A 14,660-nucleotide genomic window follows, 5' to 3' on the forward strand; every position below is an offset into this window, starting at 1 on the left:
GTAAGCGCGACCGGTTGGAACCGAGCACACATTTCGGCTATCAAGGCTTGCAAATAGCCAGCCGGAGACCCGTAACGATGTTAGCTCCCACCCCCGCCTCGCCCGAACAAGCCGGAATGTCGAAGACTGCGCTCGATCGCCTCGAAAATCACCTGAAGCAGCGCTACGTCGACGCCGGCCGCTTCCCGGGGACGCAGCTTCTGATCTATCGCCGCGGCAAGGTCGTGCATTCGACCGTGCAGGGCTTTGCCGACCTCGAACGCAGGGCGCCGGTCAAGGACGACACGATCTTTCGCATCTATTCGATGACCAAGCCGCTGACGAGCATCGCCTTCATGATGCTGGTCGAGGAAGGCCTCGTCGCGCTGGACGAGCCCGTGCACAAATACATTCCGGAATGGAAGAACCTCGGCGTGTTCGTGGCCGGTACGCACCCGGCCTTCCTGACCCGTCCGTCGGCGCGGCCGATGCTGATCGTGGATCTGCTGCGGCATACCTCGGGCCTTACCTATGGCTTCCAGCAGCGCAGCAATGTCGACGCCGCCTATCGCGAGACCAAGATCGGCGAAGTGATCAAGGCCGGCACGCTGCAAACCATGATCGACGGGCTCGCCAAGATTCCGCTGGAGTTTTCGCCCGGCGAAGCCTGGAATTATTCGGTCGCCACCGACGTGGTCGGCTACCTCATCGGCGTCATCAGCGGCAAGCCGTTCGAACAGTTCCTCAAAGAACGGATCATCGATCCGCTGGGCATGAAGGATACCGATTTCTTCGTGCCAAAGGACAAGGCCCATCGCTTCGCGGCGTGCTATTCGGCCGAAAAGGGCGGCTTGGTGCTGCAGGACGACCCCGCAGACAGTTCGTTCCTCTCGCCGCCCTCCTTCATTTCCGGCGGCGGTGGATTGTGTTCGACCGCTTCGGACTATCTCACCTTCTGCCGCGCGCTGCTCAACGGCGGCGAACTCGACGGCGTCAGACTGATCGGTCCGAAGACGCTCGCCCTGATGACATCGAACCATCTGCCCGGCGGCGCCGATCTGCCGGCGATGTCGCGATCGATGTTCAGCGAGGCGTCCTACAACGGCATCGGCTTCGGGCTCGGCTTCGCCGTCACCATGAACCCGGCGCAGACGCTGATCCCCGGCAGTCCCGGCGAGTTCAGCTGGGGGGGTGCCGCAACGACCTCGTTCTTCATCGATCCGGCGGAAGAACTGATCACGATCTTCATGACGCAGGTGCTGCCGTCGAGCGCCTATCCGTTGCGGCGCGAGCTGCGCACGATGGTGTATGCCGCCATCACCGACAGCAACCTCTGAGAGCCGGCGGCCGGGTCTCGCATAAACGGAACCCGGCCGCGGCTCCAATCCGACTGAATATCTTACTTTATCCTCTTATTATCCTTGGCGAAATTCGGCGGCTTCTCTTATGCTTTGGGGACGTTGTTGGGGGCCGATCCGGGGCGTGCGTTGCCGAAACTTTCACTGCCAGTGCGTCTTGCCCTTCTGGTTGCGGGAACCACGCTGCCGCTGATTCTTTTCGCGGCCGGCATTGTTTTCAATCAATACAAGCAGGACCGCCAAAACGCGACCCAACGCGTGTTTGAAACGGTTTACAGCATTCGTCTCGTGCTGGATGCGGAGATGCAGCGGATCACCGGCGCGCTCCAGGTGCTGTCGCTGACAAACGCCCTGCGTGACGGGGATTTCGAGGGATTCCGCCGCATCTGCCAAGGCTTCCTCGACCAGTATGGCGAAGGCGGCGTCGTGCTGGTGGCGAACCGCGAAGGCCGCCAGGTGTTCTCCTCGCTCAACCCGAATACGGCGAGCCTTCCGTTGCGCAACAACCTTGCCATGGTCGACAAGGTGTTCGCGGAAAGGAAGCCGGTCTATTCCAAGCTGTTCTTCGGGTCGGTGAAGAAACGGCTGATCGTGACGGTCGAAGTACCCGTTATCCAGGACGACCAGGTGCTCTACGACATCTCCTTCAGTCCACCGATCGAAATTTTTCAGGCCATGATCGAGCAGCAGCGGCCGAGCAGGGAATGGACGATCTCGATCTTCGACAGCGAAGGCACCAATTTCGCGCGCGTGCCGAACCCGCAGGAGACCGTCGGTAAGCGTGCGTCGGACTCGCTGTATGCGCAGATGTTCCAAAATCCGGAAGCTACCGTGCCGACGATGTCGCTCGAGGGCGTGCCGCTGATTACGAGCTTTGCCCGCTCCTCGCTCACCGGCTGGACGGTCGCCGCTGGCGTCGCCGAGAGCTCGCTGGTCGCGCCGCTCTGGCGCAACCTCGCAATAACCAGCGTAATGGGCGCCGTTCTCCTGATGGTCGGCTTCGCCTTTGCGGTGCGGATGGCAACCCAGATCGCCCGCGGCGAGATGCTCCACAATCTCCTGATCGAGGAACTCAACCATCGCGTCAAGAACACGCTCGCGGTGCTGCAGTCGATCGCCACCCAGACGTTCCGCAGCGCGAGCCGGGCCGAGCGCGCGAAGTTCGAGGGAAGGCTCGGCGCGCTGGCGGAAGCGCACAATCTGCTGAGCCAGGAAAAATGGCAGGGCGCGGAGTTGCGGGAAGTGATCGCGCGGGTGCTGAAGCCCTATTTGCTCAACACTCCGGAGCGGGTGCGGATGTTCGGGCCGCAGGTTCCGCTGTCGCCGCGGCTCGCCGTGGTGCTGTCGATGATCGTGCACGAGATCGCAACCAATGCCGCCAAATACGGCGCGCTGTCGAACGACACTGGGACCGTCGCGGTGGACTGGGAGATCCTCGAGGAAAGCGACGGGCGCAAGCTGCGGCTGATCTGGACCGAGGCGGGCGGCCCGCCCGTCACGGCGCCAGTGCAGCGCGGCTTCGGCTCGCGGCTGATCGAGCGCAGCGCGCGCGACCAACTCGGCGGCGAAGCGACCGTCGACTTCCTGCCGCGCGGCGTCGTCTATACGATGAGCTGCGCGCTCGACCGGGAGGAGTAGCTCGATACGAAGGTTGCTATTTGAGCATCTCCGGCACGATCAGCCGCGGCAGAAACAGCGAGACTTCGGGCCAGACGATCAGCGCGGCCAGCACCAGCAGCATCGGAACCAGCATGATGGCCGTGTCCTTCAGCGCATAGCGCAACCGCACGCCCGCGATCGCACAGGCAATCATCAGACACAGGCCATAGGGCGGCGTCACCAGTCCGAACGCCAGCGACACGATCGAGATGATCGCAAACTGAACGGGATGCAGGTCGACCGATTTCGCCAGCGGCTCCAACACGGTTCCGACGATCACGATCGCCGGAATGGCGTCGAGAAAACAGCCCACCACCAGGAAGCAGAAAGCGATGAAGAAGCCGGCCGTGATCGCGCCCATGCCCCAGGTCGAGACGTTCGCAAGAAGCGCTTCCGGAATCTTGTAATACGCCAGCAGCCAACCGAACGCACTCGCGGTGCCAACGCAGAACAGCGCGACACCAGCGAGACGCCCAGTGTCGAGCAAGGCCCTGTAGAGTTCACGCCAGCCGGTTTCGCGATAGAAGAACGCCGACAGCGCCACGGAATAGAGCACCGCGACGCAGGCGGACTCGGTCGCGGTGAACCATCCCAGCAGGATGCCGCCGACAATGATGAACGGCGTCATCAGCGCCGGTATCGACCGCCAGATGGCGCAGCACATCTCCCGCCAACTGTCCTTCGGGTAGGTCGGATAACCGCGGCGCACGGCATAGACGTGCACGGTCGCCATCTGCGCGCCCGCAATCAGCAGACCGGGCACGATGCCGGCGAGGTACATCGCGGCGATCGAGGTCGAGATCAGCCCGCCCCACACGATCATCAGGATCGAGGGCGGGATGATGACGGCGAGCACGGCCGAGACCGCGGTGATGGCGATCGAGAATGAGAGGTCGTAACCCTCCTTGGTCTGGGCGTCGATGAAGATCTTGGATTGGCTTGCCGCGTCCGCGGTGGAGGAGCCGGAGATGCCGGCAAAAAACACCGACAGCACCACATTGATCTGCGCCAGCGATCCCGGCCAATGCCCGACCATCGAGCGCGACAACGCGACCAGGCGGTCGGTGATGCCGCCGATGCTCATCAGGTTGGCGGTCAGCAGGAAGAACGGCACGGCCAGCAGGATGAACGAATTGTAGGCGTTGAAGGTCTCCTGCGCGAGCGTCATGATCGACAAATGCGGTTCGATCAAAAGGATCGGCACACAGGCAAGCCCGAGCGCGAAGGCGACCGGCACGCGGATGATGAGCAGGCCGATGAAGACCCCGAACAGGACCATGGCTGCCTGTCCGGCAGAAAGAACATTGCCGCTCATTGTTTTGCCCCAGCCAGAATCCGCGCTTCATCAAGGATCTGTTCGCCCGCAAACGCGATCCACGTCACGCCGGCCACCGGCCAGGCGACGTGGATCAGCCAGAGCGGCAGATCCGCCAGTTCAGACGTTCGATTCCAGGCGAACCGCGTGAATTCGAGCCCGCCCCACACAAACACCACCGCCATCGCCAGCACGCCGAGCCGCGCGAGAATCCGCACCATGGCCTCGCTTCGGCGCGACAGGTCAGGCCAGATGTCGACTTCGAAATGCTGCGACTCTCTTATGCCGACCATGGCGCCGATCATGATCGTCCAGACGAACAAGAAGCGCGCCATCTCCTCGGTCCAGATGTAGGACGGAATGAACGGCGTGTAGCGCGAGATGATCTGCAGCGTGACCGGAATGACCAGAATGCCGACGCAGGCGGCAAGCAGGATTTCCAGCAGTTTTGCATAGGCCGCCGTCGCTCGGCGCCATAGCGACGGGTTCGGTGGCATCGATATTTCAGTCATCACGGCTCCGGGGATCAAATCACGGAATGGGGCAAGCCGTCTGGCTTGCCCCGACTTCCTGTCGCGTGGACGCGACAATTCTCAGGCGACGTTGATCTTCTCGAAGATGCCTTCGGCGCCGATTTCCTTGGCGTAGGTGGCCATCACGGGGTCGGCGAGCTTCTTCATGGCGTCGCGCTCCTCGAATGGAACGCGCTTGAGCTTGCCGGCCTTCTCCAGCGTGTCGAGCTTGACGACCTCCTCGCTCGACTCCAGTTGACGGCCGTAGTCACCGGCCTCCTTGCCGGCCTTCATGATCGCGTCCTGCAAGTCCTTGGGCAGGGTCTTCAGCGTTTTCACCGAGAAGCAGATCGGCCGGATCGACACCGCGTGCTGCGTCAGGTTGAGGTGGGGTGCTACTTCGTAGAACTTCATCGCCTCGACACCGGCCGCCTCGTTTTCGCCGGCCGAGATCACGCCGTTCTGGATGGCGTTGTAGACTTCATTGTAGGCGATCACGGTCGGGCTCATGCCGACGGCTGCAAACGTCTTCGACCAGATCGGAGCGCCCTGCACGCGAACCTTGAGACCCTTGAGATCGGCGATGTTCTTGAGCGGCTTGTTGGCGAAGATGTTGCGGATGCCGCCGCCCGAATAGCCGATCAGAACGACCTCGGCCTTGGCCGCCACTTCGTCGGCGATCGGCGCCAGAATGTTCGCTTCGACGACCTTGTTCATGTGGTCGATGCCCTTGAACACAAAGGGCGCATCGATGAACGGCGCGGCCTTGGCGAAGGTCGACATGTGGGCCGGCGAGACAATGCCGTAATCGACCGCCTTGCCCTGGGACATGTACTCGAAATACTGCTTTTCGAGGCCGAGCGATGAATTCCTGTGCAGCGTGAAGTTGATCGGCTTGCCGTAATATTTCTTCACCAGTTCTTCGAACCGCAGGAGTGCCCGGTTGAAGGCGTGGTCGTCGTTGAACTGTACGGCTCCGTTGAGCGTGACGGGCGCTTGCGCCCTGAGGATCGATGGCATGCCCAAGACACCGACGGCCGCCGTCGCACCAAGGCCCGCAAGTACGGTTCTTCGCTTCATAGCGTTCCTCCCCTGTAATGCCCGTCCCTTGTAAGCGGGACTTTGGCCTGGCCGACGATGCGGCCACTACCGCAAAGCGTATGGCAAAACGGCGCGGCTGTGGAAGCCAATTTGAGTAGTACCCTGGGCCAATAGGCCGCAGACGGCGGGGCGACGATCGGAAAACCCCGCCCGGAGGCGCGGGCCGAACCGGTCCCCGTCCGCAAATTGCCGCAAGCGCTCGCCACGGCTTCGCGGAATATCAGTTGCCGAGGCAACGTCTTGCGATTCTATCCGACGTCGACGGCGATATTCATGGCGCGGCCAACTGACACGCCGCAAATGTTGCGCGATATCGATTTGGCCCGTTCCGTCGAAGGCGCGCATGGCGCATGAGCGCGCGGCTTGCCGCAATTTCCCGTCAGACTCGATCTGAAAACCGGAGCTGAACTCTGCTGCATTTCATCAGACATCACTGCCCGCTGAAATTTTACGCGATACATGTCGATATCCGGGCGGCACGCACCGCGTGCGATCGTATTATCTGCCGTTAAACCCCGTAGAAATCCGGTGCCGGGGCGCGACGCAGTAAGCATGCTGGCCAAAATCTGTGTCCTTTGAACTCGCAGTGGTTGTGGTTTGTCGAATATTTTGTCAAATGTAGAGAGCGGGGTTTTTGCCAAATACGCCCCGGGTGCCGACAGCTTTAGGTGGTTGGCGGCGCCGGTATCAGGATGCTCCAATGCGCACATGCGTTTGGCTACCATCCCGTTATATCTCAGGATTCCTGTGGTTCTCTATACAACCTCACGGTTCGGACTGACTTTAAACACGGCAAATACGGATGAACCTCTGACCTAACTTTTGCCAGGGTTTCCCGATTGAAGGACGGTAAAACCAGAATGAACAGATCAGCAGCGAAGAAGATGAAGCAACGCAGCGCCGGCAAACCCGATATCGAGTTGGGCAAGCGGATTCGGTTGCGGCGTGTGGAACAGAAAATCTCTCAAGCGGAGCTCGGCGACAAACTCGGCGTCAGCTTCCAGCAGGTGCAGAAGTACGAGAAGGGCGTCAACCGTGTCGGCGCTGCTCGTCTTCAGGCAATCGCTACCGCGCTCGACGTGCCGGTGACGTTCTTCTACGACGGCGACGGCAAGGCGCGCGAAGTTGAGAGCTTGCTGTTCCTGGACAGCGCGTTCAGCCTGAGGCTGTTGCGTGCCTACAGCAAGATCAAGGACCAGACTGTACAGCGTCAGTTAGTGTCCTTGATGGAATCGATCGCCGCCAACGAGGGCTAGACATTATCGCGCCTGGATCGCAGCACCGCGGACCCGATCAATCGACGCGAGAAATCGCCGGGTAGCCTGTTGCTGCGCTGGGCCTGATCTTGATCTGGCCGGGACAAGATCGGTTTGTTGCCATCGCGAAATGGCGGAATCCGGCCGCATCGCAGCAAAGCTGCGCGGCACGTTCCGGCCGATAGTCGCGGGCACTGGCTTGCGCAAAGTCTCCACCACCGTCATGGCCATGCCCGCCACGCGAGCTCAGGCCCTGCGCGACGATCGCGCATTCCCTCCCCCCACCTGTTGCTGGTCACGATGCAACGATTGACCTCGTCAACGATTGACCTCGGCGTGAAGCGTGTCCGACAATGGACCAGGTTTCCCGACTGAAAGCCGCAACCAATGCTCGACATCCCCAAATGCGCCGAAACATCCCACGCCGACGGCAAGATCCTGCAAAGCGTCATTGATGGCGTCGGCGTCATCACCTTCAACAATCCCGACAAGCGCAACGCGATGTCGCTCGAAATGTGGCAGGGCCTCGGCCTCGCGCTGGTCGAACTGCGGGACAATCCCGACGTTCGCGTCGTGATCCTGGTCGGCGCCGGCGACAAGGCCTTCGTCTCGGGCGCCGATATCAGCCAGTTTGAAAAGACCCGCCACAATGCGGCGGCCTCAGAGGAATATTCGAAACGGAGCGAGGCGCAGCGTGCGCTGCTGGCGAGCTACCCGAAGCCGACGATTGCCTGCATCCGCGGCTTCTGCCTCGGCGGCGGCATGCAGGTCGCGATGCTGACGGATATCCGAATCGCTTCCGACAACAGCCAGTTCGGCATTCCCGCCGCAAAACTCGGCATCGCCTATGGCTATGACGGCCTCAAGCATTTGGTCTCGCTGGTCGGGCCGTCCTGGGCGCGGCTGATCATGTATACGGGCATGCGGATCGAGGCTGCGGAAGCCTTGCGGATCGGATTGGTCGACCGCGTGCTGCCGGATGCGGAATTATGGGAAGCCACCATGGAGATCGCGCGCACCATTTCCGGCAACGCGCCGCTGGCGATCAAGGCCGCCAAGATCACGATAGCCGAAGTGTTGAAGGATGAAAGCAAGCGCGACATCGACGCGATCAAGGCGATCGGCATGGCCTGCATGGACAGCGAAGATTTTCGCGAAGGGCGCACGGCTTTCATGGAAAAGCGAAAGCCGCAGTTCAAGGGAAAGTAGCGCAAGGCCATTCCCGTAGCCCGGATGAGCGCGGCGATGTCCGGGGCTGCTGTTGCAGGAGTCCCGGATATCGCTCCGCTCATCCGGCCTACAAGCTACAGCGCCTCAAGCACCGCTTTCGTAATATCCGCGGTGCCGTTGCTGCCGCCGAATTCCATCGGCTTGATTGCTCCAGCATAGGCCTTGTCCACCGCGCGCTCGATGCGCTCGCCGGCCTCTGCCGCGCTTTCCAGGCCGTGCTTGTCGGCGAGCCAGTCCAGCATCATCGCGGCCGATAGAATCATGGCAGTTGGATTGGCCTTGCCCTGCCCCATGATATCAGGCGCCGTGCCGTGGCACGGCTGGAACACGGCGTAGCGGTCGCCGATATCGGCCGAGGGGGCCATGCCGAGCCCTCCGATCAGGCCGGCCGCGAGATCGGAGAGAATGTCGCCGAACATGTTCTCCGTCACCATGACGTCGAAGTCCCAGGGACGCTTCACCATCATCAGCGAACAGGCATCGACATAGAGCCGATCCGCCTTGACGCCGGGATGGCGTTTGGCGGCCTCATCGAACATCTCGCGAAAGAAGGCGAACGCCCTGAAAACGTTGGCCTTGTCGACGCACATCAAGCCGCCATTGGTCCGTCCGCGCGCCTTGCGGCGTTCGGCGAGGCGAAACGAGAATTCAAACAGCCGCTCCGAGGTCTTGCGCGTAATCACGAGCGTCTCGCGCGCCTCGGTGTCCGTCACCACGCCCTTGCCCATCGAGGCGAACAAGCCTTCGGTCGATTCCCGGATCAGCACGAGGTCGATGCCGCGCTGGTCGGCGCCGACGATCGGGCTCGGCACGCCCGGAATCAACCGCGCCGGGCGCACGCCGGCATAGAGATCGAAATGGAAGCGCAACTCGATCTGCGGCGCGATCTCGGTGTTATCGGGGTAGCGCACCGACGGCAGGCCGCAGGCGCCGAGCAGGATGGCATCCGCTTCCTCGCAAAGCCGCACGGTGCTGTCGGGCATCGATTTGCCAGTCGCGAGATAGTTGTTGGCGCCGGCCGGCGCATCGGTGAAGCGGAATTTGAGGTCCGATGTCGCCTCGATCTTGCGCAGGACTTCCAGCGCCGGCGCCATCACTTCAGGGCCGATGCCATCGCCGCCGAGCACGGCAATGTGGAGGGCGTTGTTTGCGGACATGGGGATTCCTTGAAGGACCAAAAAAGATGGGAGCCGTCATTGCGAGCGAAGCGAAGCAATCCATAGCGCGGCATGACGGACAGATGGATTGCTTCGTCGCTACGCTCCTCGCAATGACGAAGGCGGCAGTCGGGGCCTACGGCGTCAGCACTGCGCGGCCGACCAGTTTGCCCTTTTGCAAATCGGTCAGCGCTTCGTTTGCCTTGGCGAGCGGCATCGTCGTTACCGGAATCGGCGCGATCTTCTGGTTGCGAACGAGATCGAGTAATTCCTGGGTTTCGCGCAGGTTTCCGACATAGCTGCCCTGGATGGTGATCGCCTTGATCGGAATCAGCGGCAGGGCCCAGGGCGCGCCGCCCCCGAACAAGCCGACGATGACGAGCTTGCCACCCTTGGTCAGACAGTCGAAGCCGAGCTGCGTCGTCTGCGCGTTACCGACCAGATCGATCACTGCGCGAATAGGTCCGCCGGCTATCTTCGCCAGTTGCTCCAGCGCATCCGGCGCCTTGCCGTCGACGGTGGCGAGCGCGCCGGCGGCTTGCGCGGCTTCACGCTTGCGCGCGTCGATATCGACCACGATGGCGCCCTTGCCGCCCAACGCCTTCAACAGCGACAGCGCCATCAGCCCGAGCCCGCCGGCGCCGAAGATGACGATCGGCGAGTTGAAGGCGAATTCGACCTTCTTCAGCGCGCTGTAAGTGGTGACGCCGGAACAGGCATAGGGCGCCGCGGTAACGGGATCGAGCCCTTTCAGATTCAACAGGTACTTCGGATTCGGCACCGTCATGTGATCGGCATAGCCGCCGTCGCAATAGACGCCGAGCGCGTTCGGCTTGACGACGCACATGTTCTCGTCGCCACCCACGCAGGTTGCGCATTTGCCGCAGCCGAGCCAGGGATAGACTAGGGCGGTGTCGCCCACCTTGAGATCGCCCTTGTCGGCCGCGGTGACGTCGGGCCCGAACGCCACGACCTCGCCGACCGTCTCATGCCCCATGGTGCGCGGCAGCGACACGCCGCGGTCCTTCAGCGACAGCGGCTTGCGGCCGTGGCCGAGATCATAGCCGCCTTCCCAGATGTGAAGGTCGCTGTGGCAGACGCCTGCCGCCTTCACCTTGATCAGCACCTGCGTGCCCGTCGGCTGCGGCGTCTCCTGATCCACCTCTTGCAGGGGTGCGTTGAACTCGGCGACCTGAAAACTCTTCATCACTTCTCTCCCGTCATTCTTGTTCTTGGCACAGGCATTTCTTGCGCGGACATTGCCACGTCTGCCCGGTCGAGACAAACGTCGCCGACGCTTTCCCGGTACTTAGATCAGCGGATGATGGCAAGCCACGAGCTGCTCCGGCGCCACGGCGCGCAGTTCCGGCACCTCGTCGCTGCATCGCCGATCGGCACGGGGACAGCGGGTGCGAAACCGGCAGCCGGACGGCGGCGCGATCGGCGATGGCGGTTCTCCCACCGGCACGGTCTCGGTGGGGCGGACGTCCGGATCGGGCACCGGGATAGCCTCGATCAGCAGCGCCGTATAGGGATGCGCCGGCCGGGCGAAAAGCTGTTCGGAGGGGCCGACCTCGCAGAGCCGGCCGAGATACATCACTGCCACGCGGTCGCTCACCGCCTTCACCACGGCGAGATCGTGCGCGATGAACAGCAGCGTCAAGCCGAACCGGCCCTTCATCTCTTCCAGAAGGTTGAGGATCTGGGCGCGGATGGAAACGTCGAGCGCGGAGACCGGCTCGTCGCAGACGATGAACTCCGGATTGAGAATGAGCGCGCGCGCGATGCAGATGCGCTGACACTGACCGCCGGAGAATTCATGCGGCAACCGTCCCACGACCAGGGTCGGATCAAGCCCGACCGCGCTCAGCACCTCGTGGACGAGCTGCTCGCGCTTCACTGGATCCTTGACGCCCGCAATCACCAGCGGCTCGGCGACGATGTCGCCGATCCTGCGGCGCGGGTTGAGCGAGGCGATCGGGTCCTGGAAGATCAACTGAACGCGCCGGCGCATCAGCCGCAAGGCATCGCCCTGCATCGTCGTGAGATCGTGCCCGTCGAACAGCACCCGCCCCGAGGTCGGCCGGCGCAACTGCAGCACCGCCCGGCCCAGCGTCGATTTTCCGCAGCCGGATTCGCCGACCAGACCCAGCGTTTCGCCGCGGGCGATCTGCAAGGACACGCCGGACACGGCATGAACGATCTTGGCGCCGACGGGATATTCCACGACCAGATCATCGACGGCGAGCAGCGGTTCGTTTGAAGCGGCTTGCACAGCTTGCAGCATCATGCGCCGGCCTCCGCATGGATCTCGATCGGGCGGAAGCAGGCGTATTGATGTTCCCGCGACTCGGCTTCCGTCAATGATGGCTTTTCGGTGTGGCAGCGGGCCACCGCATGGCGGCAGCGTGGCGAGAACGAGCAGCCCTGCAGCGGACGCGTCGGATCGGGCGGACGCCCCGAGATCGCCGGCAGCGGCGTGTGGGGCGCGGCATCGAGTTTGGGAAGCGCCGCCAGCAGCGCCTCGGTATAGGGCATTCGCATCTTCTTGAACAAAGCGGGCGTCGGCGCCCGCTCGACCACGCGGCCGGCATACATCACGGCGACCTCGTCGGTACGGCCGGCAACGACACCGAGGTCGTGGGTGATCAGGATCATCGCCATGTGCCGGCGGCGCTGCTCTCGCGCCAGCAGATCGAGGATCTGCGCCTGGATCGTCACGTCGAGCGCGGTGGTCGGCTCGTCGGCGATCAGCAGTTTTGGCTCGCAGGATAGCGCAATCGCGATCGCCACGCGTTGACGCATCCCGCCGGAGAGCTGATGCGGATATTGCGCCAGCCGCTGCTCGGGCGCGGGGATTCCGACCGCCGCGAGCAACTCGACGCTGCGCCTGGTGGCCGTGGCGTCGTCTAGTTCGAGATGCTCCTGCAGCGTCTCGATCAACTGGGTGCCGATCGTCAGCACCGGATTGAGCGAGGTCATCGGGTCCTGGAACACGACCGCGAGTGACCGGCCGCGCAGCTTGCGCAGTTTCTCCGGTGAGAGCTGCAGCAGGTCCTGCCCGTCGAACATCACGCGGCCGGAGAGCTTTGCCTTCTTCGGCAGCAATTGCAGAATCGCCCGCGAGAGCATGGTCTTGCCGCAGCCGGATTCGCCGACCACGCCGAGCGTCTGGCCCGCACCCACCGTGAGGTTCACCCGATCCACCGCGCGCAGATTGCCGCGCGGGGTCGGCAGGTCGACCACGACGTCCTCGACGGAAAGCAGGGTATTTCCGGTCACAGCGCGCCCTGACGTGGATCGGTGAGCGCACGCAGCGTATCGCCGATGAGATTGAAGGAGAGCACGGTCAGGAACATCGCGATCGCCGGAAGGAAGGCGAGCCTCGGCGCGACCTCCAGGCTTTCGCGCCCCTCCCCGATCATGCTGCCCCAGCTCGAGATAGGCGGCGGCACACCGAGGCCGAGGAACGACAAGGCGCCCTCGACCACGATGGTGACGGCAACGCCGAGCAGGAAGAAGGCAAACAGCGGCAGGATCACGTTCGGCAGCAGCTCACGCAACAGGATGCGTGCATGCGTCGCTCCCAACGCCTGCGCCGCGATCACGAATTCACGCCGCGCCAGCGTCAGCGTCGCCGCCCGCGCCACCCGCATAAAGGCGGGAATGCCGAGCACACCGAGAATGAAGGTGAGGTTGAGGATCGACTGCCCAAGAAAGGCGGTCACGGCCAGCGCCAGGATCAAAGGCGGAAATGCCAGCAGCACGTCCATGCTGCCGACCACGACGGATTCGAACCGGCCACGGAAATAGCCCGCGAGCATGCCGAGCGCCCCGCCGATGGTGAGCCCTATCACCGGCGCGCAAATTCCAACCACAAGTGATATCCGGGCACCGTAAATCAGCCGGGACAGTTCATCGCGGCCAAGACCGTCGGTTCCGAGCCAGTGCTCCATGGAAAACGGAGCGCGTCGTTCCAGCATGTCCATGTCGGTCGGACTCGGCAGCGGCAGCACGTTGGCAAAGATCGCCACCGCAAACATGAAAATCATCCAGCCGATCGCCATCCAGAACAGCAACCCCAGCCGGCGTCCGCGCTTTGCCGGTTGCGCAGCGGCGCCTTCGTCGATGGTGAGTTCAAGCGTGGCCATGACGAATCCTGGGATCGAGGACGGCGTAGAGCAGGTCGACGATGAAGTTCACAATTACGAAGCCGGCGGCAACGATCAGCACCACGCCCTGCAGGATGATGAGATCGCGGGTATAGATCGCGCCAACCAGCAACCGACCGATCCCCGGCAACGCGAAGATCGTCTCCACGATAACGGTACCGCCGATCAATCGCCCGATATTTATGCCGGTTATCGTGACGAGCGTCAGGGAGGACGGCTTCAGCGCGTGCACGAACAGGATGCGCGAGGCCTTCAGTCCCTTGGCTTTCGCCAGCGCTATATAGTCTTCCTGCAGGGTCGCGATCATGTCGGAGCGCAGCACACGCATGATCCCCGGCCATTCGGCGAGCGCCAGCGTCAGCGCCGGAAGCACCATGAAGCGCAGGTTTGCGGCCGGGTCTTCCGCAAACGGCACGTAGCCCGTCGCCGGCAACCAGCGCAGCTCCACCGCAAACAGATAGATCAGCAGGATCGCCGACAGAAAGGCTGGTACGGAAAGCATGGCGAACGCGCTGCCGGTCATGAAGCGATCGAAGGCGCTGCCACTGCGCGCAGCGCAAATGATGGCGAGCGGCACGCCGATGACGAGGCCCATGATTTCGGCCAGGATCATCAGTTCGAACGATACCGGCAGCCGTTCGGTTACCGCCTGCAGCACGGTTTGCCCGGTGCGGAATGACCGACCGAAGTCGCCCTGCAGGATGTTGCCGAGCCAGCTGAAGTAACGGATCCAGATCGGCTGATCGAGCCCCATGTCCTTGCGAAGCGCCGCAACGTTCTCCGGCGTCGCTTGATCGCCGAGGATCACATAGGCGAGATCGCCCGGCAGCAACGACGCGATCAAGAATGTCAACAGCGATACGGCGATCAAGACCGGTGTCAGGTACAGAAGCCTACGCGCGATAAAGAACAGCATGGACG

At 62.7% G+C, this 14,660-nt stretch carries 14 protein-coding genes; 4 read left to right on the plus strand and 10 right to left on the minus strand.

Translation table 11 applies throughout. From position 1 onward, the window contains the following. Positions 1-77: 77 nt before the first annotated feature. The gene (locus ACVWVY_RS36620) at positions 78-1,316 is read left to right on the plus strand and encodes a serine hydrolase domain-containing protein (RefSeq protein ID WP_456630959.1); all 1,239 of its coding nucleotides are present in this window, start codon (positions 78-80) and stop codon (positions 1,314-1,316) included. A gap of 150 nt (positions 1,317-1,466) precedes the next feature. Then, complete coding sequence (locus tag ACVWVY_RS36625; protein ID WP_456630960.1) at positions 1,467-2,975, plus strand: sensor histidine kinase; 1,509 nt, start codon at positions 1,467-1,469, stop codon at positions 2,973-2,975. 16 nt (positions 2,976-2,991) lie between these two features. Here the strand turns inward: ACVWVY_RS36625 and ACVWVY_RS36630 are convergent, their stop codons facing one another. The 4 genes from ACVWVY_RS36630 to ACVWVY_RS36645 form a co-directional block, all read right to left on the minus strand. Beyond that, positions 2,992-4,311: a TRAP transporter large permease gene (locus tag ACVWVY_RS36630; protein ID WP_456630961.1), complete on the minus strand. Its 1,320-nt coding sequence runs from the start codon at positions 4,309-4,311 to the stop codon at positions 2,992-2,994. After that, positions 4,308-4,823, minus strand: coding sequence for a TRAP transporter small permease (locus ACVWVY_RS36635; protein ID WP_456630962.1), 516 nt, complete (start codon positions 4,821-4,823; stop codon positions 4,308-4,310). The genes ACVWVY_RS36630 and ACVWVY_RS36635 overlap by 4 nt, the downstream gene beginning before the upstream one ends. An 81-nt stretch (positions 4,824-4,904) precedes the next feature. Continuing rightward, the gene (locus ACVWVY_RS36640; RefSeq protein ID WP_456630963.1) at positions 4,905-5,903 is read right to left on the minus strand and encodes a TRAP transporter substrate-binding protein; all 999 of its coding nucleotides are present in this window, start codon (positions 5,901-5,903) and stop codon (positions 4,905-4,907) included. A 269-nt stretch (positions 5,904-6,172) separates the two neighbouring features. Next, positions 6,173-6,649 carry a hypothetical protein gene (locus ACVWVY_RS36645; RefSeq protein ID WP_456630964.1) on the minus strand — a complete coding sequence of 159 codons (477 nt, stop codon included), beginning with the start codon at positions 6,647-6,649 and terminating at the stop codon, positions 6,173-6,175. A gap of 135 nt (positions 6,650-6,784) precedes the next feature. Here ACVWVY_RS36645 and ACVWVY_RS36650 point away from each other — a divergent pair, with 135 nt between their 5' ends. Together ACVWVY_RS36650 and ACVWVY_RS36655 are read left to right on the plus strand one after the other, a co-directional pair. Further along, entirely contained in the window at positions 6,785-7,180 is a 396-nt protein-coding gene (locus ACVWVY_RS36650; protein ID WP_212418902.1) for a helix-turn-helix domain-containing protein, read from the plus strand. 387 nt (positions 7,181-7,567) lie between these two features. Then, positions 7,568-8,389 carry an enoyl-CoA hydratase gene (locus tag ACVWVY_RS36655; RefSeq protein WP_456630965.1) on the plus strand — a complete coding sequence of 274 codons (822 nt, stop codon included), beginning with the start codon at positions 7,568-7,570 and terminating at the stop codon, positions 8,387-8,389. Positions 8,390-8,484: 95 nt separating this feature from the next. On the opposite strand, the gene ACVWVY_RS36660 is transcribed toward ACVWVY_RS36655, so the two are convergent. The 6 genes from ACVWVY_RS36660 to ACVWVY_RS36685 all read right to left on the minus strand — a co-directional run bounded on the left by ACVWVY_RS36660 (position 8,485) and on the right by ACVWVY_RS36685 (position 14,655). Beyond that, positions 8,485-9,567 (minus strand): isocitrate/isopropylmalate dehydrogenase family protein, encoded by a 1,083-nt coding sequence (locus tag ACVWVY_RS36660; RefSeq protein WP_456630966.1) that lies wholly within the window; start codon positions 9,565-9,567, stop codon positions 8,485-8,487. Positions 9,568-9,703: 136 nt separating this feature from the next. Continuing rightward, entirely contained in the window at positions 9,704-10,774 is a 1,071-nt protein-coding gene (locus ACVWVY_RS36665) for an alcohol dehydrogenase (RefSeq protein WP_456630967.1), read from the minus strand. Positions 10,775-10,876: 102 nt separating this feature from the next. Further along, positions 10,877-11,857, minus strand: coding sequence for an ABC transporter ATP-binding protein (locus ACVWVY_RS36670; protein ID WP_456630968.1), 981 nt, complete (start codon positions 11,855-11,857; stop codon positions 10,877-10,879). Then, entirely contained in the window at positions 11,854-12,849 is a 996-nt protein-coding gene (locus ACVWVY_RS36675; protein WP_456630969.1) for an ABC transporter ATP-binding protein, read from the minus strand. The genes ACVWVY_RS36670 and ACVWVY_RS36675 overlap by 4 nt, the downstream gene beginning before the upstream one ends. After that, a complete protein-coding gene (locus tag ACVWVY_RS36680; RefSeq protein ID WP_456630970.1) occupies positions 12,846-13,718 on the minus strand; it encodes an ABC transporter permease in 873 nt (290 codons plus the stop codon). The genes ACVWVY_RS36675 and ACVWVY_RS36680 overlap by 4 nt, the downstream gene beginning before the upstream one ends. Next, positions 13,705-14,655, minus strand: a complete 951-nt coding sequence (locus tag ACVWVY_RS36685; protein ID WP_456630971.1) for an ABC transporter permease — start codon at positions 14,653-14,655, stop codon at positions 13,705-13,707. Before ACVWVY_RS36685 ends, ACVWVY_RS36680 begins: the two co-directional genes overlap by 14 nt. Positions 14,656-14,660: the final 5 nt, after the last annotated feature.

The sequence above is a fragment of the Bradyrhizobium sp. URHC0002 genome, from assembly GCF_054059515.1.